Source organism: Polaromonas sp. P1_F2 (assembly GCF_056405735.1).
The window spans coordinates 46,830-69,620 of record NZ_JBFUBN010000003.1 but is presented as its reverse complement, the minus strand read 5'-3'; the positions used below and the strand labels follow the sequence as shown (position 1 = coordinate 69,620).

The 22,791-nt window shown below is 64.7% G+C and carries 21 protein-coding genes; 10 read left to right on the top strand and 11 right to left on the bottom strand.

What is annotated here, in order from left to right:
• Window positions 1–8: 8 nt before the first annotated feature.
• The 3 genes from AC1D0O_RS07310 to AC1D0O_RS07300 are packed head-to-tail and all read left to right on the top strand — an operon-like array spanning window position 9 to window position 4,063.
• A complete protein-coding gene (locus AC1D0O_RS07310; protein WP_477652882.1) occupies window positions 9–1,403 on the top strand; it encodes a TRAP transporter large permease in 1,395 nt (464 codons plus the stop codon).
• 38 nt (window positions 1,404–1,441) lie between these two features.
• Window positions 1,442–2,986, top strand: coding sequence for a UxaA family hydrolase (locus tag AC1D0O_RS07305; RefSeq protein WP_477652881.1), 1,545 nt, complete (start codon window positions 1,442–1,444; stop codon window positions 2,984–2,986).
• Between the two features lie 21 nt (window positions 2,987–3,007).
• On the top strand, window positions 3,008–4,063 hold the full coding sequence (locus AC1D0O_RS07300) for a malate/lactate/ureidoglycolate dehydrogenase (RefSeq protein WP_477652880.1): 1,056 nt from the start codon (window positions 3,008–3,010) through the stop codon (window positions 4,061–4,063).
• A gap of 4 nt (window positions 4,064–4,067) precedes the next feature.
• Here the strand turns inward: AC1D0O_RS07300 and AC1D0O_RS07295 are convergent, their stop codons facing one another.
• Both AC1D0O_RS07295 and AC1D0O_RS07290 read right to left on the bottom strand, forming a co-directional pair.
• Entirely contained in the window at window positions 4,068–4,823 is a 756-nt protein-coding gene (locus tag AC1D0O_RS07295; RefSeq protein WP_477652879.1) for an SDR family NAD(P)-dependent oxidoreductase, read from the bottom strand.
• Between the two features lie 19 nt (window positions 4,824–4,842).
• Window positions 4,843–6,270 carry a mannitol dehydrogenase family protein gene (locus tag AC1D0O_RS07290; protein WP_477652878.1) on the bottom strand — a complete coding sequence of 476 codons (1,428 nt, stop codon included), beginning with the start codon at window positions 6,268–6,270 and terminating at the stop codon, window positions 4,843–4,845.
• Window positions 6,271–6,397: 127 nt separating this feature from the next.
• Here AC1D0O_RS07290 and AC1D0O_RS07285 point away from each other — a divergent pair, with 127 nt between their 5' ends.
• The 7 genes from AC1D0O_RS07285 to manD all read left to right on the top strand — a co-directional run bounded on the left by AC1D0O_RS07285 (window position 6,398) and on the right by manD (window position 12,416).
• Window positions 6,398–7,138 (top strand): FadR/GntR family transcriptional regulator, encoded by a 741-nt coding sequence (locus AC1D0O_RS07285; RefSeq protein WP_477652877.1) that lies wholly within the window; start codon window positions 6,398–6,400, stop codon window positions 7,136–7,138.
• A 60-nt stretch (window positions 7,139–7,198) separates the two neighbouring features.
• A complete protein-coding gene (locus AC1D0O_RS07280; RefSeq protein ID WP_477652876.1) occupies window positions 7,199–8,038 on the top strand; it encodes a substrate-binding periplasmic protein in 840 nt (279 codons plus the stop codon).
• 56 nt (window positions 8,039–8,094) lie between these two features.
• Window positions 8,095–8,943 (top strand): transporter substrate-binding domain-containing protein, encoded by an 849-nt coding sequence (locus AC1D0O_RS07275; RefSeq protein ID WP_477652875.1) that lies wholly within the window; start codon window positions 8,095–8,097, stop codon window positions 8,941–8,943.
• Between the two features lie 85 nt (window positions 8,944–9,028).
• Window positions 9,029–9,694, top strand: a complete 666-nt coding sequence (locus AC1D0O_RS07270) for an amino acid ABC transporter permease (protein WP_477652874.1) — start codon at window positions 9,029–9,031, stop codon at window positions 9,692–9,694.
• A complete protein-coding gene (locus tag AC1D0O_RS07265; protein WP_477652873.1) occupies window positions 9,691–10,350 on the top strand; it encodes an amino acid ABC transporter permease in 660 nt (219 codons plus the stop codon). Before AC1D0O_RS07270 ends, AC1D0O_RS07265 begins: the two co-directional genes overlap by 4 nt.
• A complete protein-coding gene (locus AC1D0O_RS07260; protein ID WP_477652872.1) occupies window positions 10,347–11,153 on the top strand; it encodes an amino acid ABC transporter ATP-binding protein in 807 nt (268 codons plus the stop codon). The genes AC1D0O_RS07265 and AC1D0O_RS07260 overlap by 4 nt, the downstream gene beginning before the upstream one ends.
• 51 nt (window positions 11,154–11,204) lie before the next feature.
• Complete coding sequence (manD, locus tag AC1D0O_RS07255) at window positions 11,205–12,416, top strand: D-mannonate dehydratase ManD (RefSeq protein ID WP_477652871.1); 1,212 nt, start codon at window positions 11,205–11,207, stop codon at window positions 12,414–12,416.
• 116 nt (window positions 12,417–12,532) lie between these two features.
• Here manD and slmA read toward each other — a convergent pair whose 3' ends face one another.
• From slmA to AC1D0O_RS07210, 9 genes are all read right to left on the bottom strand, one after another.
• Window positions 12,533–13,183: a nucleoid occlusion factor SlmA gene (gene slmA / locus AC1D0O_RS07250; RefSeq protein WP_477652870.1), complete on the bottom strand. Its 651-nt coding sequence runs from the start codon at window positions 13,181–13,183 to the stop codon at window positions 12,533–12,535.
• 161 nt (window positions 13,184–13,344) lie between these two features.
• A complete protein-coding gene (locus tag AC1D0O_RS07245; RefSeq protein ID WP_477653304.1) occupies window positions 13,345–14,775 on the bottom strand; it encodes an ATP-binding protein in 1,431 nt (476 codons plus the stop codon).
• Window positions 14,776–14,881: 106 nt separating this feature from the next.
• A complete protein-coding gene (locus tag AC1D0O_RS07240) occupies window positions 14,882–15,583 on the bottom strand; it encodes a response regulator (RefSeq protein WP_436156323.1) in 702 nt (233 codons plus the stop codon).
• 117 nt (window positions 15,584–15,700) lie between these two features.
• Window positions 15,701–16,597, bottom strand: a complete 897-nt coding sequence (gene argB / locus AC1D0O_RS07235; RefSeq protein WP_477652869.1) for an acetylglutamate kinase — start codon at window positions 16,595–16,597, stop codon at window positions 15,701–15,703.
• A 77-nt stretch (window positions 16,598–16,674) separates the two neighbouring features.
• A complete protein-coding gene (locus tag AC1D0O_RS07230; RefSeq protein ID WP_477652868.1) occupies window positions 16,675–17,568 on the bottom strand; it encodes an NAD-dependent epimerase/dehydratase family protein in 894 nt (297 codons plus the stop codon).
• Entirely contained in the window at window positions 17,565–19,451 is a 1,887-nt protein-coding gene (locus AC1D0O_RS07225) for an NAD-dependent epimerase/dehydratase family protein (protein WP_477652867.1), read from the bottom strand. Before AC1D0O_RS07225 ends, AC1D0O_RS07230 begins: the two co-directional genes overlap by 4 nt.
• Window positions 19,448–20,005 carry a serine O-acetyltransferase gene (locus AC1D0O_RS07220; RefSeq protein ID WP_477652866.1) on the bottom strand — a complete coding sequence of 186 codons (558 nt, stop codon included), beginning with the start codon at window positions 20,003–20,005 and terminating at the stop codon, window positions 19,448–19,450. The genes AC1D0O_RS07225 and AC1D0O_RS07220 overlap by 4 nt, the downstream gene beginning before the upstream one ends.
• Complete coding sequence (locus tag AC1D0O_RS07215; protein WP_477652865.1) at window positions 20,002–21,453, bottom strand: MATE family efflux transporter; 1,452 nt, start codon at window positions 21,451–21,453, stop codon at window positions 20,002–20,004. Before AC1D0O_RS07215 ends, AC1D0O_RS07220 begins: the two co-directional genes overlap by 4 nt.
• Window positions 21,454–21,468: 15 nt before the next feature.
• On the bottom strand, window positions 21,469–22,743 hold the full coding sequence (locus AC1D0O_RS07210) for a hypothetical protein (protein ID WP_477652864.1): 1,275 nt from the start codon (window positions 22,741–22,743) through the stop codon (window positions 21,469–21,471).
• Window positions 22,744–22,791: the final 48 nt, after the last annotated feature.

Here is a 22,791-nt window from a genome sequence, read left to right as displayed (position 1 = left end):
GCACCATCATGCTCAAAATATTTTTCCTGATCTTCATGGGCGCCGGCATCCCGGTCGCCATCGCCATGGCGGGCGCCTCGCTGGTCTACATCCTGGTCACCGGCAACCTGCCGCCCTTTGTGGTGATCCACCGCATGGTGTCGGGCATAGACAGCTTCCCGCTGCTGGCCGTTCCCTTTTTCATCCTGGCCGGCAACCTGATGAACAATGCCGGCATCACCACCCGCATCTACAACTTCGCGCTGGCGCTGGTGGGCTGGCTCAAGGGCGGCCTGGGCCACGTCAACGTGCTGGGCTCGGTGATCTTCGCCGGCATGAGCGGCACGGCGATCGCCGACGCGGCCGGCCTGGGCACCATCGAGATCAAGGCCATGAAGGAGCACGGCTATTCGTCGGAATTCGCGGTCGGCGTGACGGCCGCCTCCGCCACGCTGGGCCCCATCATCCCGCCCAGCCTGCCTTTTGTGATCTACGGAATGATGGCCAATGTGTCGATTGGCGCGCTGTTCCTGGCCGGCCTGTTGCCGGGCCTGCTGATGGCGGTGCTGATGATGCTGACCGTGGCCTACTTCGCCCACAAGAACAAATGGGGCGCCGACATCAAGTTCTCGGCCAGCAAGCTGGGCAAAGCCCTGATAGAGCTGGGCGTGGTCGCGGCCTGGCCACTGGTGCTGTGGCTGCTGATCAGCAAGGCCGGCGCGCCCGCGCAGGTCACGGTGATTGCCGGGCTCATCGCCTTGTTCGTGCTCGACAAGATTTTTAAGTTCGAGGCCGTGCTGCCCATCATGACACCAGTGCTGCTGATAGGCGGCATGACGACCGGCCTTTTCACGCCCACCGAAGGCGCGATTGCGGCCTGTGTTTGGGCCATGGTGCTGGGCTTCTTCTGGTACAAGGCGCTCAAGTTCAAGATGTTCGTCAAGGTCTGCCTGGATACGGTTGAAACCACCTCCACCGTGCTCTTCATCGTGGCGGCCGCGTCCATCTTCGGCTGGATGCTGACAGCCACCGGCGTGACCACGGCGATCGCCGCCTGGGTGCTGGGCTTTACCCAGAGCCCCTGGGTGTTCCTGCTGCTGGCCAACCTGCTGATGCTCTTCGTTGGCTGCTTCCTGGAACCCACGGCCGCCATCACCATCCTGGTGCCCATCCTGCTGCCCATCACCGCGCAGCTGGGCATAGACCCGGTGCATTTCGGCCTGGTCATGGTGCTCAACCTGATGATCGGCCTCTTGCACCCGCCCATGGGCATGGTGCTGTTTGTGTTGGCGCGCGTGGCCAACCTGTCGGTGGAACGCACCACCATCGCCATCCTGCCCTGGTTGGTGCCGCTGCTGCTGAGCCTGGGCATCATCACCTACTTCCCGAAAGCAGTACTCTGGCTACCGAAGATGTTTTATTGATTGGGGTACAACCGTCCCATAACTTCACGATGACTTCCATGACGACCACGACCCCCGCCACGCCCTTTATCCGCCTGCACCCCGCCGACGACGTCCTGATTGCCCGCGCCCAGCTGGTGGGCGGCACCCAGGTCGAAAACGTCGCCGTGCGCGGCCTGATCCCCGCCGGCCACAAGATCGCCACGCGCGCGCTGGCCGCGGGTGAGCCAGTGCGGCGCTACAACCAGATCATCGGTTTCGCGAGCAAGCCCATCGCGCCCGGCGAGCACGTGCACACACACAACCTGGACATGGGGCCCGACAAGGGCGACTTCGCGCGCGACTATGCCTTCGGCGCCGACGTGAAGCCGGCGCCGGCCAAACGGGAGGCGACCTTCATGGGCATCAAGCGGCCCGACGGCCGCGTGGCCACGCGCAACTACATCGGCATCCTCTCCAGCGTGAACTGCTCGGCCACGGCCGCGCGCGCGATTGCCGACCATTTCTCGCGGCAGAACAATCCTTCAGCGCTCAAAAATTTTCCCAACGTCGACGGCGTGGTGGCGCTCACGCACGGCACCGGTTGCGGCATGGACAGCGACGGCCTGGGCCTGCAGATCCTGCAGCGCACGCTGACGGGTTACGCCACGCACCCCAACTTCGCCGGCGTGCTGGTGGTGGGCCTGGGCTGCGAGTCCAACCAGATCAACGCCTGGCTGGCCCACGGCAGCCTGCGCGAGGGCGAAACCCTGCGCGTCTTCAGCATCCAGGACACGGGCGGCACGGCCAAGACCGTGGCCAAGGGCATCGCCATGATCAAGGAAATGCTGCCGCAGGCCAACGCCGTGAAACGCGAGCCCTGCAGCGCCGCCCACATCACGATCGGCCTGCAGTGCGGCGGCTCCGACGGTTATTCAGGCATCAGCGCCAACCCGGCGCTGGGCGCGGCGGTGGACTTGCTGGTGGCCCACGGCGGCACCGCCATCCTCAGCGAAACGCCCGAGATCTACGGCGCCGAGCACCTGCTCACGCGGCGCGCCGTGCGCCCCGACATCGCCGAGAAACTGATCTCGCGCATCAAATGGTGGGAGCACTACACCCAGATCAACGATGGCGAAATGAACAACAACCCCTCGCCGGGCAACAAGGCCGGCGGCCTGACCACCATCCTCGAAAAATCGCTGGGCGCGGTCGCCAAGGGCGGCACCTCCAACCTCGAGGCGGTGTATGAATACGCCGAACCCGTGGGCGCGCACGGTTTTGTCTATATGGACACCCCCGGCTACGACCCGGTCAGCGCCACGGGCCAGGTGGCCGGCGGCGCCAACATCATCTGCTTTACCACCGGCCGCGGTTCGGCCTACGGCTGCGCGCCCTCGCCTTCGCTCAAGCTCGCCACCAATTCGGCGCTGTGGAAGCGGCAGGAAGAAGACATGGACATCAACTGCGGCGAGATCATCGACGCTGGCGTGTCGGTGCAGGAGATGGGGCAACGCATTTTTGACATGGTGCTGGCCACCGCCTCGGGCGAACCCAGCAAGAGCGAAAAGCATGGCTACGGCCAGAACGAGTTTGTGCCCTGGCAAGTCGGCGCCGTGATGTAAATTCCATTCCAGTCTCGCTTCATGCAAAAAAACATCCAAGCCTCAGACCTGCGGGCCCATTGCGCCCGCATCCTCGTCGCCGCCGGCAGTTCGGCGCAAGAAGCCGAAAAAGTCGCATCCAACCTGGTCATGGCCAACCTCAGCGGCCACGACTCGCACGGCGTGGGCATGCTGCCGCGCTATGTGGACGCGGTGCTTGAAGGCGGCCTCACGCCCAATGCACAGGTCAAGACGGTGCTCAACGCCGGTGCGCTGCTGAGCCTCAACGGCCAGCGCGGCTACGGCCAGGTGGTCGGCGAGCAGGCCATGCTGCTGGGCATGGCCCGCGCCAAGGAACAAGGCAGCTGCATCCTGGCGCTGGCCGAATCGCACCACCTGGGGCGCATAGGCCATTTCGCGGAGATGGCCGTGGCCCAGGGCCTGGTGTCGCTGCACTTCGTCAACGTCATGACGCGGCCGGTGGTCGCGCCCTGGGGCGGTGCCGACGGCCGCTACGGCACCAACCCCTGCTGCATCGGCATACCGCTGAAAGACAGCCCGCCCTTTGTGTTGGACTTCGCCACCAGCCGCGTGGCCCAGGGCAAGATGCGCGTCGCGCACAACCAGGGCAAGTCAGTACAGCCCGGCCTGCTGATCGACGAGCACGGCCAGCCGACCACCGACCCCGGCGTGGTGGTGGTGCCGCAGGCCAATGGATTTTTCGGCGCACTGATGCCTTTCGGCGAGCACAAGGGTTACGGCTTGGCCGTGGCCTGCGAACTGCTGGGTGGCGCGCTGACCGGCGGCGGCACCTGGCACCACCCGACAGTGGGCACACGCGCCGTCTACAACAGCATGCTGACCATCCTGATTGACCCCGGCAAGCTGGGCACACAATCGGCGATGGAAACCGAGGCTCTGGCCTTTGTCGAATGGCTGCGCAAAAGCCCGCCGGCCGACGGCGTACAAGCCGTGCAGATCGCCGGAGAACCCGAACGCCGCGCGCGCGTGGAGCGCGAACGGGACGGCATCGAGATCGACGCCAGCACCTGGGAAGAGATCGTCGGCGCCGCCGCCAAGGTGGGCCTGGCGAACTGATCCCTCAGTCGAACTGCAGGCCGCCGTTCAAATCCAGCACCTCGCCGGTGATAAAGCCGCTCAGGGGATGGGCCAGGAACAGCACGCTGTGCGCCAGTTCTTCAAGCTCGCAGAAACGGCCCACCGGAATCTTTTGCCGCAGCTCAGCCTGCCGCTCGGCGCTGACCTGTTCGGTCAGCATCTGGGTTTTTACAAAGGTAGGGGCCAGCGCATTGCAGGTCACGCCGAAGGGCGCGTATTCACGCGCGAAGCTGAAGGTCAGGGACGTGACGCCTCCCTTGCTGGCCGCATAAGCGGGCAGCGGCGACAGGCCGCCGGTCTTCGCACCGAAAGACGAGATGTTGACGATGCGGCCGAAGCCGCGCGCCTTCATGCCCGGGGCCACGCGCTGGCTCACGTAGAACACGCCATCCAGATTGATCCTCAGCGTCTTGTGCCAGAGTTCGGGTGTGGTCTGCTCGCAGTTGGCGTACTGCAGGAAACCCGCGTTGTTGACGCAGACGTCGATGCGTCCGAAATGCTTTTCGATCTGATCGCAGGCCGAATGCACCTGGGCATGGTCGCTCACGTCCATGACAAAGCAGGCCAGCCGGTCGCCGTGGTGGGCCAGTTCGCTGGTCACAGCTTCCGTGCGCAGGTCGGTTGCCGCAACGCGGTAACCCGCGTCGAGCAACGCGCGCACGGTCGCCAAGCCCATGCCGGCATTGGCGCCGGTGACGAGGGCGACCTGATCTCGGATGGGAGGATGTTGGGGGATCATGGTTGAAATATTTCCGTGTTCAGGGTTGAGGTTTGGGCGCGTGCCCGGATTTGAATTGCGCGAGCGCCTCGCCGACCCCCAGGGCCTGGATGCGTTCCAGCCAGAAGCCCACGCGTGAAGTCCAGCGCGGGTCGGCGGGGAGCACTTCGCCCCAGATGGCCGGCTGCCCAAGCAAGGCCGCCACGGTGCCGGCGACATCGCCGCGGTGCTGTTGCGCGAGCGCCTGCAGGCGCTCGCCGGCCGGGTCTGAAATCGCATAAGGCCGGCCCTGTCCGTCTTCGGCCAGCAGGTAGCGCATCCAGACAGCGGTCGCGAATGCCAGCGGCTCGACATCGGCGCCGGCCGCCAGCCGGGCCTGCAGCGTGGGCAGCCAGCGCAAAGGAATCTTGAGCGAACTGTCCGAGGCGATCTGGTGCACCTTGTGGTGCAGGTCCGGGTTGGCGAAACGCGCGAGCAGCGCATCGCGGTAGGCCGGCAGGCCGGGGCGCTGCAGCTGCGGCATCACGATGTCGGTCATCAGGTGATGGATGAACCAGCGGATGTCGGCGTTGGCCACGCAATCAGCCACCGTGGGCAGGCCCATGACGGCGCCCATCAGCGCGATAGCGGTGTGGCTGCCGTTGAGCATGCGCAGCTTGGCCTCTTCAAACGGCCTGACGTCCTCGACCACCTGCACGCCCGCGGCCGCCAGCGCAGCGCCGTCGGCGGGGTCCACGAAGTGGCGCTCTATCACCCATTCCCAGAAGGCCTCGGTGCCCAGGGCGCAGGCGTCGTCCAGGCCGGCCACGCGGGCGGCGTCGTCACGGTGCTGCGCGGTGGCCGCGGGGACAATGCGGTCCACCATGCTGTTGGGAAAGGCGCAGCTGTTCTCTATCCACTGCGCCAGCACGGTGTCCTGGGCCGCTGCGGCGTCCAGGCACAGCTGGCGCAGCTTGCCGCCATTGCCGCTCAGGTTGTCGCAGGAGGCGATGGTCAGGCCGCCCAGGCCGGCCGCATGGCGCGCGGCCAGGCCGGCCACAAGCTGCGCCGCGAGCTCGGCGCCGTAGGCTTTTTCGGTCACGGTCAGCGTGACCCAGCGGGTGGCCGGCGCAGCGAGGGCGGCGGTGACGCGGTCCGGCTCGCGCGCCGCGACACAGGTGTTCAGCACCGAGCCGACCAGCTGCCAGCGCCGCCCTTCCGCGCTCGCGATTTGCAGGGTGTAAAGCCCGTCCTGGCGGGCCAGCGCATCGGCCAGCCCGGTGCTGCGCATGGCCACGCCCAGCACCCCCCAGCGCGGGTCGCCGGCCTGCAGCAGGGCATCGAAGACCACGGCCTGGTGGGCGCGGTGAAACGCGCCGAGGCCGAGGTGCAGCACGCCGGGTGCCAGGGCGCTTCGCGGGTAATCGGGGAGATGCAGGGAAGGTGGAACCGCCCCGTTATCCAGCACGGTTTGAGAGAGTGAGCGCATGCCTAGTGTCAGCCGATGAAAGGACTTTATTGAACAATTGGACCGACCAGTTAGCCATAGTGGTAAACCACTATTGGTCTTTATTGCCTTGAAATCCCATAATTGGTCCAACCACTTTGGAGCCACCATGGCACTTCAACTCATCCAGCCGGCCTCCCCGGACGACGCGTCCAACCCACCCCGGGCACTGTCCGACCGCTCTTACCAGCGCCTGGCCACGCAGCTGCTGGCGCTGATCGCCCAGGGCGAGTTCAAGCTCGGCGAACGGCTCCCCTCGGAGCGCGCGCTGGCCGAGCGTTTTGACGTGAGCCGTACCTCGGTGCGCGAAGCCATGATCGCGCTCGAGCTGCAGGGCGTGGTCGAGGTGCGCGGCGGTTCGGGCATTTACGTGACGCAGGTGCGCGGCAACCCTGCCTCTTCGCCCTTCATGTCGGAAACCGGCCCCGGCCCTTTTGAACTGCTGCGCGCGCGCTGCCTGATCGAGTCGGAAATCGCCTCGGTCGCGGCGGAAACACGCAAGGACGGCGACCTGGACCGCATCTTCACGGCGCTCAGCGACATGCGCGAGCACATCGACAACAAGGAAGAAAACGAGGCGGCCGACCAGTTGTTTCACCTGCGCATCGCCGAGTCCACCGGCAACAGCGTGCTGCTGCAGATGGTGAGCGCCATGTGGGCTCAGGCCAAGGGCCCGGTCTGGACCAAGATCGAACACCACTTCCACACGCCCGAGCTGCGCCTGGCCTCGCACGCCGACCACCAGCGCATCTTCAAGGCCTTGCTGGCGCGCGACCCCATCGCCGCCCGGGCCGCCATGCGCGCCCATCTCGAGCGCGTAATCAGCGAATTTGCACAAGCCTGGAGATAACGCTACTTCCTTGCTTTTAGCCCCGACAGTTCTTCCCCCAACAACACCAAGAGAGACAAGATGAACATGCCAAAACTGAAACCCAAAGCCACCCTGGTCGGCCTGCTGCTGGGTCTGTCGGGTACCGCGCTGCTGGCCCAGGCGCCGCCCCCGGCCGGCGCCAGCCCGCGCATAGACGCGATCAAAAAATCCGGTGAACTGCGTGTCAGCGTTCTGCAGAACTCGCCCTGGCTGCTCGAGAACACCACGGGTGGCGGCCAGGCCTGGAGCGGCCCGGCCTGGACGCTGGCCAACGAATACGCACGCCTGTTGAACGTCAAACTGGTGCCGGTGGCGGTGTCGCATGAAACCAAGGTGCCGGTGCTGGCCGCCAACCAGGTCGACATGACCATCAGCCCGCTGGGCGAAACGCCGGAGCGGCTCAAGGTGGTGGACTTCGTCATTTATTCCACCACCAGCGTCTGCATGTTCGGCCGCGCGGGCAATGACAAGCTCGCCAAGGTCAAGTCGGTGGACGACCTCAACAGCCCGGACATCACCATCGCCTATTTCACGGGCGGCGCCGAAGAGAACTGGGTGAAAGAGCGTTTCCCCAAGGCCAAGTTCCGTGCCGTTGCAAGTTCGGGCGCCACCGCACCCGTCGAGGAAATCATGGCCAAACGCGCCGATGCGGCGCCCATCAACCGGGTGCCCTGGGTCAACCTGAACCAGAAGGTCAAGGGCCTGACGGTGTTCCCGCAGGAGAACAATTGCCAGGGCAGCAAGGAAAAAGCCTCGCCCGTGGGCCTGGCTGTCGACAAGAACCAGCAGGCCTATCTCGACTGGCTGCGCGCGGTGGAAAAAACACTGGAACCCAAACTCGCCGCCGAAGAAAAGCGCGTGATCGAGTCGCTCAAGTAAACACCGGGAAAGCACCGGAAAACGTCCCCCATTCACCCAAGAGAAAGAGACAAACCATGAACCGCATCACCTCCTCCCTGCGCCTGTGCCGGCATCTCGCGCTGGCCGCCGTCGCCGCCGGCGTATCGGCCGCCGCCTTCGCCCAGACGCCGCCCGCGCCCGGCGCCAGCCCGCGCATAGACGCGATCCGCAAGGCCGGCGTGCTGCGTGTCGGCGTGGTCAACAACCCGCCCTGGCTCGCCCAGAACACCACCGGCGAAGGCGAGCCCTGGTCCGGCCCGTCGTGGCTGCTGGGCAAGGAGTTCGCCAAGCTGCTGGGCGTGAAGGTCGTGCCGGTCCCGGTCAGCCACGAAACCAAGGTGCCGGCGCTGATCGCCAACCAGATGGACATCATGATCGGCCCGCTGAACCAGAATGCCGAGCGCTCCAAGATCATCGACTTCGTGACCTTCTCCAGCACCGGCGTCTGCATGTTCGGCCGTGCCGACAACCCTAAGTTCACGAATGCCAAGACGCTGGAAGACTTCAACAAGCCCGAGATCACCATGGCCTATTTCTCGGGCGCCGGCGAAGAGCCGCTGGTGCGCGAGCAGTTCTCCAAGGCCAAGCTGCGCGGCGTGGCCAATTCGGGCTCGGTCGCGCCGATTGAAGAGGTGCTGGCCGGCCGCTCGGACGTCGCGCCGCTGAACCGCATGCTCTGGCCCAACATCAACAAAAAGGTCAAGGGCCTGGCGGTTTTCCCGAAAGAAAACAACTGCCAGGACAGCAAGATCTTCGAGATCAAAACCGGCATGGGCGTGAACAAGAACGAGCAGGTCTACCTGGACTGGCTGCGTGAAGTCGAAAAACGCATGGAGCCGCAACTGCAGGCCGAAGAAGTGCGCATGACGCAGAACCTCAAGTAAATCCGGCCCGGCCCCGTGCCGCCAGCGCGGCCCGCTGCCCTGGCAGGCGGGCCGCCCTTCCTCATTCAACCCGGACGGACCTTTCATGGACGTGGACTTTTCACCGATCATCGAGAACTGGCGCTTCTTCGCCGGCGGGCTGGGCATCACTGTGCTGCTCAGCGTGGTCAGCGCGGTGACCAGCATCCTGTCGGGGCTGGTGATCGCGCTGCTGCGCCTCTACGGCCCGCGTTGGCTCAGCACCGTGCTGGTTTTTTACGTCGACACCATGCGCGCCATCCCCATCCTGGTGGTGCTGGTGTGGATTTACTTCGCCTTCCCGCTGCTGGCCGGCGTGACCTTTCCTCCCTTCTGGGCCGCGCTGGTGGGGCTGACGCTGCACATCGCGGCCTATGCCTCGGAGATCATCCGCGCCGGCATTGAGTCGATACGGCCCGGGCAGACGCGCGCCGGGCTGGCGCTGGGCATGTCGCGCGCGCAGATCCTGCGCAAGATCATCCTGCCGCAGGCCACCATCCGCATGCTGCCGGCCTTCGGCTCGGTGCTGACCATGGCGATCAAGGACACGGCCATCGCCACCGTGATCGCCGTGCCCGAGCTGATGCACCGCGCCGAAACCGTGGCCGGCCAGAGCTATCGGCCGGTCGAGGTGTTCACGACCGTCATGGTGCTGTATTTCCTGGTGCTGTTCCCGGTCACCCGCGTCGTCGACCGCATGTACCAAAAACTCGCACATCTGGGGCGCTCATGAACTTCGACTGGAACGTCATCTGGACGCACCGCGGCGCGCTGTGGGACGGCGCGCTCATGACCGTGGGCCTGACGGTGCTGACCATGCTGCTGGCCGTACCGGGCGGCATATTGCTGGCGCTGATGCGCCTGTCGTCCAACAAACTGCTGAGTTCGGCTTCGCTGGCCTTTGTCGAATTTTTCCGCAACCTGCCGCTGATCCTGGTGATCTACTGGGCCTTCTACGTGATGCCCATCGCCTTCGACGTGCAGTTCTCCGCGCTCACGACGGCGCTGGTCGCGCTGGTGCTCAACATCTCGGCCTACAACGCCGAGACCTTCCGCGCCGGCATCAACTCCATCCGCAAGGGCCAGATGGAAGCGGCGCTCGCCATGGGCATGTCGCGCCGCCAGGCCATGTTCAAGGTGGTGATCCCGCAAGCGGCGCACCGCATCCTGCCGGTGCTGGCCAGCACCTGGATCTCGCTGTTCAAGGACACCTCGCTGGTGTCGGTGATCGCCGTCAGCGAGCTGGCCTACACCTCGATGCAGATACGCGCCCAGACCTTCCGGGTGCTGGAGATGCTGACCGCCATGGCCGCGATCTACTGGCTGATGGGCTACCCCCAGGCAAAACTCGTGGACTGGATCCACAAAAAATACGGAGTCAAGGAATGACATCAGCTACCCCACAAGGCACGATCCCCGCCGCCGCAGCGGCACCACGCAAGGGCGCAGGGCAGCCGCCCGTGCTGGTCTACGAAGACGTGCGCAAGCTGTACGGCGACTTTGTGGCGCTCAACGGCGTGTCGCTGCAGGTTAACAAGGGCGAGGTCATGTGCCTGATCGGGCCTTCGGGTTCGGGCAAGTCGACGCTGCTGCGCTGCACCAACGCGCTCGAGACCCTCAACGGCGGGCGCGTGCTGCTGGACGGCATTCCGCTGCCCACGCGCGAAACCGAGGTGCGCAAAGTGCGCCAGCGCATGGGCATGGTGTTCCAGAGCTTCGAGCTGTTCCCGCACAAGACGGCGTTGGACAACGTGGCCATGGGCCCCATCACCGTGCTGGGCATGAGCGAGGCCGACGCACGCAAACGCGCCATGGTCTTGCTTGAGAAGGTCGGGCTGGAGTCCAAGGCCGGCAACTTCCCAGCCAACCTTTCGGGCGGCCAGCAGCAACGCGTGGCGATTGCCCGCGCGCTGGCGATGGAGCCTGAGGTGATGCTGTTCGACGAGCCGACCTCGGCGCTGGATCCGGAAACCGTGGGCGAAGTGCTCAACGTGATGAAAAAGCTGGCCCAGGAAGGCATGACCATGATCGTCGTCACGCATGAAATGAGTTTTGCCCAGCGCGTGGCGAACTGGGTGGTGGTGTTTGAGAACGGCGCCATCCTGGAAGAAGGCCCGCCCACGCAGATCTTCGAGAACCCCACGGTCGCGCGCACACGCGACTTCCTCGGCCACCTGGGATGGAACGGCTGAGCACCATCCCGCCTTGTCCGCCTTTTTTCTTTCTTTACCCCCTGACTTTTCATGAAAATCACCAACGCCCGCGTCATCGTCTGCAGCCCCGGCCGCAACTTCGTCACCCTCAAGATTGAAACCGACGAAGGCCTGACCGGCATCGGCGACGCCACGCTCAACGGGCGTGAGCTGGCGGTCGTGAGCTACCTGACCGAGCACGTCATCCCCTGCCTGATAGGCCGCGACGCGCACCAGATCGAAGACATCTGGCAATACCTCTACAAGGGCGCCTACTGGCGGCGCGGCCCGGTGACCATGAGCGCGATCGCCGCGGTCGACACCGCCCTCTGGGACATCAAGGCCAAGGCCGCCGGCCTGCCGCTGTACCAGCTGCTGGGCGGGCGCAGCCGCAACGGCGTGATGGTCTACGGCCACGCCAACGGCAGCGACATCGCCCACACGGTGGACGAGGTGCTGCGCTACAAGGAAATGGGCTACCAGGCGATACGCGCGCAAAGCGGCGTGCCGGGCCTCGAGAAGGTTTATGGCGTGGGCAAGGGCAGCATGTTTTACGAGCCGGCCGACGGCAACCTGCCCAGCGAGCACGACTGGAGCAGCGAAAAATACCTGCTGCACACGCCGAAACTGTTCGACGCGGTGCGCCAGGCCGTGGGGCCGGACATCCATCTGCTGCACGACGCGCATCACCGGCTGACGCCCATAGAAGCCGGCCGGCTCGGCAAGTCGCTGGAGCCGTATCACCTTTTCTGGCTGGAGGACGCGACGCCGGCCGAAAACCAGGAGGCTTTCCGCCTGATCCGCCAGCACACCACCACGCCGCTGGCCGTGGGCGAGATTTTCAACACCATCTGGGATTGCAAGGACCTGATCCAGAACCAGCTGATCGACTACATCCGCGCGACCGTCGTGCATGCCGGCGGCATCACGCATTTGCGGCGCATCGCCGACTTCGCCTCCATGCACCAGGTGCGCACCGGCTGCCACGGCGCGACCGATTTGTCACCGGTGTGCATGGGCGCGGCGCTGCATTTCGACACCTGGGTGCCCAACTTCGGCGTGCAGGAATACATGCGCCACACCGAGCTGACCGACGAGGTCTTCCCGCACAGCTACCGCTTCGACAAGGGTTTCATGCACTGCGGCGAAACACCGGGCCACGGCGTGGAGATCGACGAAAAGCTGGCCGCCAAATACCCGTACCAGCGCGCTTACTTGCCGGTGAACCGGCTGCAGCACGACGGCACGCTCTGGAACTGGTAGGGAAGTTCACCCCTATCGGACGCTCACTTCGTGTAGCGCCCCTCCCCTCAAGGGGACAGGCGCCTTGGGGCCGGCAAAGCCGGACCCCGGCCCCCACTAGATAAGAATCCGTGCCCTTAGGCCAGGATCGTCGCCAGGCTGGCTTCGAGGTGTTCCGAGGGCAGGCGTTTGAAGCCGGAGCGGGCAAAACGCTGCAGGCGGCCGACCATAAAGGCGACGATGACCGAGGCGCGGACCTGGGCGTCTACCGTGGGGGTGGCGGCGCCGCTGGCGGCTGCCGCGTCGCGCAGGCTTTGTTTGAGGCTGGATTCCAGTTTGTCGAAGAACTGGTTCATGCGTTCCTGCAGGCGCTCGTTTTCAAACACCAAGGCATCGCCGACCATGACGCGAGTCATGCCGGGATTTTTTTCGGCGAACTGCAGCACCATGACCACCAGCTTGCGGGTGCGGACCGAGTGGTCGGGTTCGCGTTCGCCGATCTGGTTGATCAGGGTGAAAACGGTTTGCTCGATGAATTCGATCAGGCCTTCGAACATTTGCGCCTTGCTGGCGAAATGGCGGTACAGCGCGGCTTCGCTCACTTCCAGCCTGGCAGCCAGGGCCGAGGTGGTGATGCGTTCGGCGCCCGGCTGCTCCAGCATGGTCGCCAGCGCCTGCAGGATCTGGACCCGGCGCTCCCCCGGTTTGGGGCGCTTGCGCACCGCAGGCTCGGCGGATGCTGGCGTGGCCTGGGGGCTCAGTTCGGATTCAGACGCTAAGTCGGACATAGGCGATGGATGGAGAATGTTTCAAAAAACCGGAAATCGTTGCAATTGATTCTCGCACAGGGAAGTGACGGTTCAGGGCTTGAGCTGCCTGGGTTTTACCGCGTGAGGCGAAGCTACAACGTTCTCTTTCGTAACAGCGAGCGCTCACTGTGGCGGGCGGACTACAAACTCAGGCGGACCCGCAATCCGCGCGGGCCGGAGGCCTCGGTGCCGCCGTCAGCCAACTCCAGCTGGGAATGGTGGACCCGGGCAATTTCGCTGGCGATGGCCAGGCCCAGGCCGTTGCCCTCGCCCTCCGTGCCCTGGACCCGGTAAAAGCGCTGCAAGGCCCTGGCGCGTTCGTGCGGCGCGATGCCCGGGCCATCGTCCTCGACCTCCAGGAACACCCCGGAGCGCCGTTGGCCGGGGTCCAGCTTGTCGTCCGGCGGCGCGCCGGGGCCGCAGCGTATGGTGACGGTGCCGCCGGCCGGCGTGTACTTGACGGCGTTGTCCACCAGGTTGCCCAGCAGTTCGCGCAACAGCCATTCGTAACCCGTGGCCTGGGCGGGCTGGGCCTCCAGCCCCAGGTCTATGCCCTTGCGGGCGGCGGCGTCCAGGTGCAGGGGCAGGATGGATTCGCACAAATCCTTCAGGTCCACCCGCTGCATGGGCTGGGCGGCGGCCGCCGAGGCGTCGGCGCGCGACAGCGCCAGCAGCTGGTTGGCCAGCTGCGAGGTGCGGCGGGTCGCGTTGCGCAGCTTGATGATTTTGTCGGCCGACAGCGTGACGGCGCCATCCGAACCCGCGACTTGCGCGACCTTGGCGGCCTGCGCCCAGGCCTCGACCTGCGCCTGCAGCCCGGCCAGCGGAGTGCGCAGCTGGTGCGCGGCGTCGGCCACAAAACGGCGCTGGCCCTCGGCCTGGTCGTTCACCAGGCTGAACAGCCGGTTCAGCGCGCTGACCAGCGGCTGGACCTCGGCGGGGGTGGTCTGCGGGTCTATGGCGCTCAGGTCGCGCGGGCTGCGGCGCTCCACCGCATCCTTGAGCTCGATCAGCGGCTTGAGCGCCCGCGTGACGGCCCAGTTGAGCGCGAAGCCCGCGGCCAGCACCAGGATGAGGTTGGGCAGCAGCACCTTGATCAGCACGGAGCGCACCCACTGCTGGCGCGGGTCGGAGCCGTCGGCCAGCTGCACGATCAGCTCACCCGCGGCCGTGTTGACGCGTTGGGCTGCAATACGGTAGGTGACGCCCTTGTGTTCGATGCTGTGGAACTCGGTCTCATGTGTGGCCGGCAGCAGCTCGGGGATCCAGGCCTCGCCGGCCATGAATTCGCCCTGGGCGTCGGAAATCCGGAAGCCGGCGGAACCGGTGCGGGCCTTGAGGAAATCGTCCACCGCCGGCGCGAGCAGCAGCAGGGGTTCGCGCCCCCCGGGCGTGATTCCGGGCCCCACCACGGAGTCGGCCAGCAGGGGAATCAGCCGCGCCAGCTGCTGGTCTTTCTGCAGCGCGACGTTGCCGGCGGTCTGGTAATCGAAGTACACGCTGATCAGCGCAAAAATCCCCAGCGGCACCAGCAGCAGCAGCAACAGGCGGCGCTGCAGGCCGGACTTCATGGCCGGCGGCACCAGACGGCTGTTGCCGGTCCGGGTGGCCAGGGCGGCCAGGCGAGCTTTCAGGCGGTCGGCCCAGGGACGGCCGGGGACGTCCATGCGCCGGCGCTTACTCGGCGCCCGCGCCGGGCATGCCGGGCGCGGCTTCCGTCAGTTCCAGGCGGTAGCCAAAACCGCGAATCGAGCGCACGGCGATGCCGTGCGGCTCGAGCTTGCCGCGCAGGCGCGAGATGTAAACCTCGATGGCGTTGGGCGTGATTTCCTTGTCCCACCCGGTCATGGCCTGCAGGAGCTTGTCCTTGCTGGCGGGCTTGGGGGCGTTGATCAGCAGGTATTCCATCACCGTCCACTCGCGCGGGCCGAGCTCTATCAGCTGGCCGTTGGCGCGGGCCTCGCGATTCGCGGTATCCAGCTCCAGCGCGCCGAAGCTCAGGGTGGCGCTGGTGGCGGCCTGCGAACGGCGCAGCAGCGCGCGCAGGCGGGCCAGCAGTTCGGGCAACTCGAAGGGCTTCACCATGTAGTCGTCGGCGCCCAGGTCCAGTCCTTGCACACGGTCCTGCAGCGCGTCGCGCGCGGTCAGGATCAGCACCGGCATGGTCAGGCCGCCGCGGCGCAGGCGCCGGGTCAGCTCCAGGCCGTCGATGCGCGGCAAGCCGATGTCGATGATGGCGGCATCAAAGGTTTCGCCCTGCAGGACTTCCTCGGCGCGTTCGGCGCTGCCGACCCAGTCGACCGCATAACCGGCGTCGCTAAGCCCCAGCTTGATGCCGCTGGCCACCATCACGTCGTCTTCCACTAAAAGTAAACGCATTTCAAGGCCCTCAGCAACACGATGGGGTCTTCTACCAGTGCCAGCGCGGAACCGGCTTTGCCGGGCCGCAGGTGGCGCCCCCTCGGGGGGAGGCGCCGAAGGCGCTTCGGGGGGGCATCAATGACTTCGGATCATGGTGCCGTAGGCCTGGTCGGTCAGGATTTCCAGCAGCATGGCGTGCGGCACCCGGCCGTCGATGATGTGGACCGAGTTCACACCGCTTTTGGCCGCGTCCAGTGCGCCTTCGATCTTGGGCAGCATGCCGCCCGAAATCGTGCCGTCGGCGAAGAGTTCGTCGATCTCGCGGGCGCTCAGGTCGGTGAGCAGCTCGCCGGCCTTGTTGAGCACGCCGGGCGTGTTGGTCAGCAGCACCAGCTTCTCGGCCTTGAGCACTATGGCCAGCTTGCCGGCCACCACGTCGGCGTTGATGTTGTAGCTCTCATTTTCCTCGCCGAAGCCTATGGGGCTGATCACCGGGATGAAGGCGTCGTCCTGCAGTGCCTTGACCACGCTCGGGTCTATGCTGACGATGTCGCCGACAAAGCCGATGTCGTGCTCCTTGTTCGGGTCGTCCTTGTCGACCATCTTGAGCTTTTGCGCGCGGATCAGGCCGCCGTCGCGCCCGGTCAGGCCCACGGCCTTGCCGCCGGCCTGGTTGATCAGGCCGACGATGTCCTGCTGCACCTGGCCGGCCAGCACCCACTCGACGACTTCCATGGTTTCCTCGTCGGTGACGCGCATGCCCTGGATGAAGTGGCCCTTTTTACCCAGGCGGTTCAGCGCCGCCTCGATCTGCGGGCCGCCGCCGTGCACCACCACCGGGTTCATGCCCACCAGCTTGAGCAGCACCACGTCCTCGGCGAAGTCGGCCTGCAGGGCCGGGTCCGTCATGGCGTTGCCGCCGTATTTGATGACCAGGGTCTTGCCGTGGAACTTGCGGATGTAGGGCAGCGCCTGGGCCAGGATTTCGGCCTTGTCGCGCGGGCCGACGTGGGAAAGGTCAGGATCAGTCATGGGGGTGTCGCTCATGGCCAAAGGTCTAAAAAGGGAGGATGGCGCAATTGTGCAGCATTGCCGGCACCCGGGGCCGGTCAGCGCAGGGTGGTCAGGTAGGCCGGGTCGAAGCGGCCGGGCCGATAGCCGAAGTCGGTCGTCGCATCCTGATGGTCGAACACCAGGTCGGCCTGCATGCGCAGGGCCATGTCGGCCGTCAGGTGCGCAAAGCGCGGATGCAGGCGCGCCAGCCGCACGGCGATGCGGAAGACCCAGATCGGGACGGGGATGAACGCCGGCCTGCGGCCCAGGGTTTCAAAGATGCGCCGCACCATGTCGACATAGGCCAGCGTCTCGCCGCCGCTGAGGTTGTAGGCCTTGTTGCGGCTGGCGGGCGCGTCCAGGCTTTGCACGCAGGCCAGGGCCAGGTCGCGCGCATGCACCGGCTGGCGGCGGCCCAGGGCCTGGCCGAAGCGCGGAAAAAAGCCGAAGCGGCGTATCAGCCGCGCGATGTCGGCCACATTGCGGTCCCCGCCGGCGCCGCCGTAAATCAGCGTGGGCCGGAAGATCGTCCAGGCCATCCCCAGGCGCCCGCATTCCGCCATCAGATGTTCTTCGGCCGCGATGAGCTTGTTGACGACCTCCAGCTCATACGGGCTGGCCGAGGCCAGCTTGGTGAAGCGGCTGGTTGAACTGAAGGCAATCACGCGCCGCACGCCGCGCGCGTGGAACTTCTCCAGCCAGCCCGGCAGCAGCCACAGGCTTGCCGTGTGGATCAGGGTGCCGGCCTCGACGGGAGGCAACTCTTGCGCAGGCTTGGCCAGATCCGTCTCGAACCAGGCGAGGCCCGGCACGTGATCTTCCTGGGCCAGAGGCTGGCGCCCCAAGGCCCGCACCTGCAAGCCGCGCTGCAGCAACAAGGCAAGCAGCAGCGATCCGATGGTACTGGTGCGTCCCGTCAGAAATACGGCATCAGACGCGGCATTTGTCATGTGCGGCCCTGCCGGAAATACCGGGCGGTTTCTTTCAGCGCATCATCCACATCCACGGGGGGAATCCATCCCAGTACGCGCTGCGTTTTCGAAATGTCCACCTGCAGCGAATCGCACAGCCGCTGAATGACGGCCTCCTGCCCCACCAGCCGGGCCCCGGCCCTGAGCACCATGACCGGCACCGGAATAAGCCTGGCGGGCCTGCCCAACGCCGCCCCCGCGCGGCGCAGCAATCCTGAGATCGAAAGGTCTTCCCCATCGCTGGCCAGGAACACCTGGTTGGCGGCGGCGGGATGCTGCACACACATCGCGATGAGGTCTGCCAGGTTGTCCAGTGCCACGAAGCTGCGCCGGTTGGGCAGAGCGCCCAGCGGCAAGGGCCATCCCTTGAGCAGCCAATGCATCATGGAGCGGAAGTTGGCCTTCACCCCCCGCCCGTATACCAATACGGGGCGGATGATCACGACTTCCAGCCCGGTCTCGGCGGCGAGCATTAACAAACCTTGTTCGGCTTCATACTTGGAAATGCCGTAAGGATCGGTGGGATGCGGCACATCGTCGGCGCAGAAGGGCTGGCCCACAGGCGTCACCTCGCCATTGACCTTGATGGAACTGATAAAAATAAAACGCCGCACACCCGCGGCTGCGGCCTGCCGCGCGAGGTTCAAGGTCAGGGCCACATTGGTCCGGCGAAATTCAGCCAGAGGATCCGCTGCAACTTCCCGCATCAAATGGACACGTGCCGCCAGATGAACCACGCTGTCCACGCCATCCAGCGCCTCGGCCCAATCCGTATTCTCGTCAATTTCGTCCATTGACAGGAACTCGAACCCATCCACGGAGGCAACACGCTTGTGCCGTGCAACCCCGCGCACCCGATAAGCCCTCGCCGCCAGATCAGGACAGACAGCCGATCCTATAAAACCGTTGGCCCCGGTCACCAGAACAGTTTTCCCCGTCCCTGCCGGCGCGGCAGGCTGCGGCGTGCCGGCTTTGCGGGCCTGCGCGCCGGTTGCCACAGTTCTCTTGTCGAGCCCGGCATCAGGCCGGCTGCTGAATACGCCGCCCCACTTGCGCCAGTAAAGCCAACCAGAGCGGACGGTCACCAGCCTTGACCTCCATGAACGATGCGTGTCCCGTGCCCATTGATGCACGACCCTGACCTTGGGGACATAGATGACGCGCGCCACCTGCAGCGCCCTGCGGCCTATATCCGCATCTTCGTAATGCAGGAAGTAGTCCGGGTCAAACCCCCTGATTTGCCGCAGCACGCTGGTCCGGAAAAACATGCAGGCGCCCGTCGGGTACTCCACGTCGAAGATCGGCTTGTCATAGTCGCAGTCAAGCATCTCGAATTCAGCAAGCGTCGGCCCAAACCACGATTGCAGCCATTTGGGAGAAAAGCTCCGCAGGAACATCACCAGCAAAGTGGGATGGCGCTTACAGAGGAAGTGCCGCTCCCCGTCTTCGCCGAATACCGCCGGCGTCAACAGCCCCGTCTCGGGGTTGTCTTCAAGGAAACGCAATGCTTCCCGCAGCGCGTCGGGTGCCAGGAACAAATCCGGGTTCACCACAAGGTGATAGTCCGAACGGACTTCTTCAATGACGAGGTTGTTGCCCCTTCCATATCCCACATTGCCGGGCGAGCGCAGCAGATGCACCGCCCAGTCGGGCATGGCGGCGCGGCGTGCCTCCAGCCATTCGCCGAGATGCTGGTGCAGGGCGGCATCGCAGGAGTTGTCAACGAGTGTCAGCTCCAGCAGCAGCTCGCGATCCTCTCTGGCCACACGCCCGGCCTCCTGCAAGGCGAACAGTGTGCGCTCCAGCGTTGCCAGATCCGGTTTGTAGAGCACCAGCGAGGCGCTTAAAGAAAGACGTGTCAATTTTTTTCCTGGGCGCTGTCCGCTTCAGTACGGAGAATGATTCTGGCGGGAACGCCAACCGCAATCGCATGGGGAGGCACGTCCTGCAATACCACGGCATTGGCACCGACTTTGGCGTGGTCCCCGATGGTGACGCGGCCGATCACTTTGGCTCCCGCGCCAAGGACCACATGGTTGCCGATGACCGGCCGCAGCGATACGGTAAAGCCGTTGTCCGGCTCCGCCGTGCCCAGGGTGACGCCTTGCAGGATGGTGACATTGTCGCCAATCTTTTCGGCACCCAGCACTGTTCCCACGGTATGCGGCAAAAACAGCCCGCCGCCTATCTTCACCTGAGGGGATGATTCGATACCGAAAACGGCGACATTGGCCATGGTGAACAGTTTGGCCACCACCCCCAGCCGCCGCTCAAAGAAAAATTCCGCCAGGCGGATCAAGACCACCGGCGCCATGCGCGGGTTGAAGCAGCTTCCGACCAGCCTGAGGGTGGAAACCGGCCCGGTATGGCCGATAAATCGCTGGTAACGCTCGATGTCCGCTCGTAGATTTTTCACAGCACCACCCTTTTGTAAGCGACCAGGGACGCGGCGGCCACCACCGGCCCCACCAGCAGGCACAACCATTGCTCAATGGTCCAGTCCTGCGCGGCCCCTGCACCCGTCAACGCCAGTGCCACCAGGGGAAGGGTTGCCGCCAGCAGGAAAGGCCAGATCTGCCTGCGCCGCATCAACGGATTTTTGTATCCCGCGTATTCCACCACAAACACCAGGTAAAGAAAGTTCGGCAGCACGAATGCCCAGGCCAGCGCCGCGAGGGAAGAAAAGCCCACAAGCGCGAACTTGACGGTGGCGAGGAGGCCGAGGTTGAGCGCCAGGTCGGAGACAAGCAATACGCGTGAATTCCGGGTGGCAAGAATCATGGTTCCATAGACCCATGAAATGCTGCGGCAAAGCACCGCGACCACCAGCACGGCGAGGACCTGCCCGGACGGCTGGAACTCCGCGCTGTACAGCAGCTTGATCAGCGGAGCTTTCAAAAGGACCATGCCATAACAAACCAGCACACCACCGGCCATGACCAGGTAGGCGGTTTTGAGCATGCAGGCCTTCTGGCTTTGAGCATCAGTAGCCCGGGTCAGCAGCGGAAGGTAAATCGCGCTGCAGGCAGTCAGGAACAGCGTGGTGTAGTTAAAGGTCAATGTCCACCCCGCATCGAACAGGCCGGCAAAGGCCAGGCCGCGCGCTTCGATCACCCAGGACCGGATCAACAGCAATGCCAGGGTGGTGGAAAGCGCCGCCGCAAGGTTGGACAGCGCGAACCTCAGAAAGACGCGGCTTTCGGCCTTGGCCAGCCGCGGCGCCGGCAACACGAGGGCCGGCCGGGGCAAACGCGAGATCCCGAACAGGCCCGCGAGGCAGGTGACGCCGAAGCACACCACAAAAGACATGGACAGCACAAAGGGATCGGGCGGCAAGCGCCACCACCATGCAAGCGCCAGCAGCATCACGAGTGCCGCGGGCCCGGCTATCTGCGCCAGGGCAAGGTAGGGATAGGAGCGATAGCCATTGAGCACCGCCAGCGCATAGGTCCCGGCGACATTGAGCAGCACGGCCAGCGCGAGCCAGCGCACCGTTGCCACGAGCGCGGGCGCACTGGACGACAGGAAAAACTGGGTCAGCGCAGGCGCGGCGGCGAGTATTGCCAGCACCACCATGACGCCGGACGCACCGACAAGGCGTGCCGCCGTCGCGCGGAATTGCCTGCGGGCCACTTCTTCCGAACGCTCCGACAAGCCCTGAACGACGGAATTCGTGCCGCCAAACGTCGCCCCCACCGTGGCAGCTTGGGCCATCTGCCTGAGCTGCGAGAAAAGCCCGACGCCTTCCGGGCCCATCCACAGCGCAACGGCCTTGAAGCTGAGCAGCCACAAAAAGGCCGAACCGAACACGCCCGCCGTGCTGATCAGGATTCCGCCCCTGAGGCTTGGAGAAGACGTGCTCATGGGGCCGCGCCGGCGTCAGCCGCCACGCTGCGGTGCCGAGTGCGAGCGCAGGCGCGTCAGCAATAGGCCCCATATAAAGAACGCAAAAATCCCCGGGTAGGGCTGCCGCAAGGTCACCTTGAAATTGCTGTCCACCAGCACCATGAACGCCACCAATGCCGCAAGCCACCAGGTCTGCCCCTGCAGCGTTTTTCGGGAACGGAAAAACAGCCAGGCGGTATACACCATCAGCGCCAGGAGCGGCACAAGCGGCACCAAACCGAAGTTGTAGACAAAATCAAGGTACCAGTTGTGGGCGCTGGTCTTGACTTCGCGCGGCGGCGGTTCCACATGCCCGAGCAGCATGGTGCGGCCGCTCTCGCTGATGCCGTCGCGATAAAGCTTCCAGTCGCCAAGCCGATGCGTCACATTGATGGGCATCTTCCCGTTGGCCAGGGTCTGGAATTTCCCCAGGTACTGGCCACTATCGCCAATGATGCTGGTGTTCTTCTCGGCCAGGCCGTAATAAAGCGCCACCACCAATCCGGCGGCCACGATACCCGCGCCAAACAGGACGAAGCCAATCAAGCGCCCGGTTTGCTGTTGCCACATCCTTCGCGCAAAAAACGCGATGACAAACACGCTGTAAAGCCCTATGGCCAGGAAAGATGCGCTGGCAATGGCGTAGATACCCATGACAACGGTCAGGAAGCGCAATGCCGCCTTGTGCTCGCTCCACAAATGAACCATGACCAGACAGAATGCCACCACAAAAATGACAGGCACGAACTGGAAGTGCTGGTAAATGCTGAACAGGTACAGGTTATGCGTCAAGGTCAGAGTCTTCTGCCACCAACCCGCGAGGATCTGCAACGGAACCACCAGCAGCAGCACCCACATGAAGGCTCTCGGAATGATGTTTTCCTCGTCGCGCACCAGTTGCCCGAGAATCAGGCCCATCGTCGGCAGCAGGAATTGCAGTGCGATCAGCACTTTTCTCTGTTGCATCGTCTGATCGGCCCCGGCGAACAGCAGGGAAACCAGGATCAATGCGGAAAATGACCCAATGAACAATACCGCCGGAAGGGCCTGCCGGTAGTTCCTGGCAAGGGCCAGTGTCCCGAGCAAACAGCCGATGATCGAGATCGGCAAGGGCAACTTGCTGAGCACGCCGCCTGAATCCGTCACGGCCTCCAGGTTGTGGTAAATGCCGCCGGAGAGCTGGATGAACAGAGGAAACAGCAGGGCGATGGCAATAAGCCAGAGTGTCAAGGGATTGTTTCTGGATGGCATGGTTTTTTTTGGGATCAACGGCCCTGGACAATTCGCGCGCGGGCCATCGCGAAGCCAGGAATCTTG

What these genes read in the sequence shown, in the direction of transcription:
- AC1D0O_RS07290 (WP_477652878.1), bottom strand. Translation starts at nt 6,270, where the DNA reads ATGCGCTCACTCTCTCAAACCGTGCTGGATAACGGGGCGGTTCCACCT.
- AC1D0O_RS07310 (WP_477652882.1), top strand. Translation starts at nt 9, where the DNA reads ATGCTCAAAATATTTTTCCTGATCTTCATGGGCGCCGGCATCCCGGTC.
- AC1D0O_RS07275 (WP_477652875.1), top strand. Translation starts at nt 8,095, where the DNA reads ATGAACCGCATCACCTCCTCCCTGCGCCTGTGCCGGCATCTCGCGCTG.
- AC1D0O_RS07295 (WP_477652879.1), bottom strand. Translation starts at nt 4,823, where the DNA reads ATGATCCCCCAACATCCTCCCATCCGAGATCAGGTCGCCCTCGTCACC.
- argB (WP_477652869.1), bottom strand. Translation starts at nt 16,597, where the DNA reads ATGACTGATCCTGACCTTTCCCACGTCGGCCCGCGCGACAAGGCCGAA.
- AC1D0O_RS07305 (WP_477652881.1), top strand. Translation starts at nt 1,442, where the DNA reads ATGACGACCACGACCCCCGCCACGCCCTTTATCCGCCTGCACCCCGCC.
- AC1D0O_RS07285 (WP_477652877.1), top strand. Translation starts at nt 6,398, where the DNA reads ATGGCACTTCAACTCATCCAGCCGGCCTCCCCGGACGACGCGTCCAAC.
- AC1D0O_RS07270 (WP_477652874.1), top strand. Translation starts at nt 9,029, where the DNA reads ATGGACGTGGACTTTTCACCGATCATCGAGAACTGGCGCTTCTTCGCC.
- AC1D0O_RS07300 (WP_477652880.1), top strand. Translation starts at nt 3,008, where the DNA reads ATGCAAAAAAACATCCAAGCCTCAGACCTGCGGGCCCATTGCGCCCGC.
- AC1D0O_RS07245 (WP_477653304.1), bottom strand. Translation starts at nt 14,775, where the DNA reads ATGAAGTCCGGCCTGCAGCGCCGCCTGTTGCTGCTGCTGCTGGTGCCG.
- manD (WP_477652871.1), top strand. Translation starts at nt 11,205, where the DNA reads ATGAAAATCACCAACGCCCGCGTCATCGTCTGCAGCCCCGGCCGCAAC.
- AC1D0O_RS07265 (WP_477652873.1), top strand. Translation starts at nt 9,691, where the DNA reads ATGAACTTCGACTGGAACGTCATCTGGACGCACCGCGGCGCGCTGTGG.
- AC1D0O_RS07280 (WP_477652876.1), top strand. Translation starts at nt 7,199, where the DNA reads ATGAACATGCCAAAACTGAAACCCAAAGCCACCCTGGTCGGCCTGCTG.
- AC1D0O_RS07240 (WP_436156323.1), bottom strand. Translation starts at nt 15,583, where the DNA reads ATGCGTTTACTTTTAGTGGAAGACGACGTGATGGTGGCCAGCGGCATC.
- AC1D0O_RS07260 (WP_477652872.1), top strand. Translation starts at nt 10,347, where the DNA reads ATGACATCAGCTACCCCACAAGGCACGATCCCCGCCGCCGCAGCGGCA.
- slmA (WP_477652870.1), bottom strand. Translation starts at nt 13,183, where the DNA reads ATGTCCGACTTAGCGTCTGAATCCGAACTGAGCCCCCAGGCCACGCCA.
- AC1D0O_RS07215 (WP_477652865.1), bottom strand. Translation starts at nt 21,453, where the DNA reads ATGAGCACGTCTTCTCCAAGCCTCAGGGGCGGAATCCTGATCAGCACG.
- AC1D0O_RS07230 (WP_477652868.1), bottom strand. Translation starts at nt 17,568, where the DNA reads ATGACAAATGCCGCGTCTGATGCCGTATTTCTGACGGGACGCACCAGT.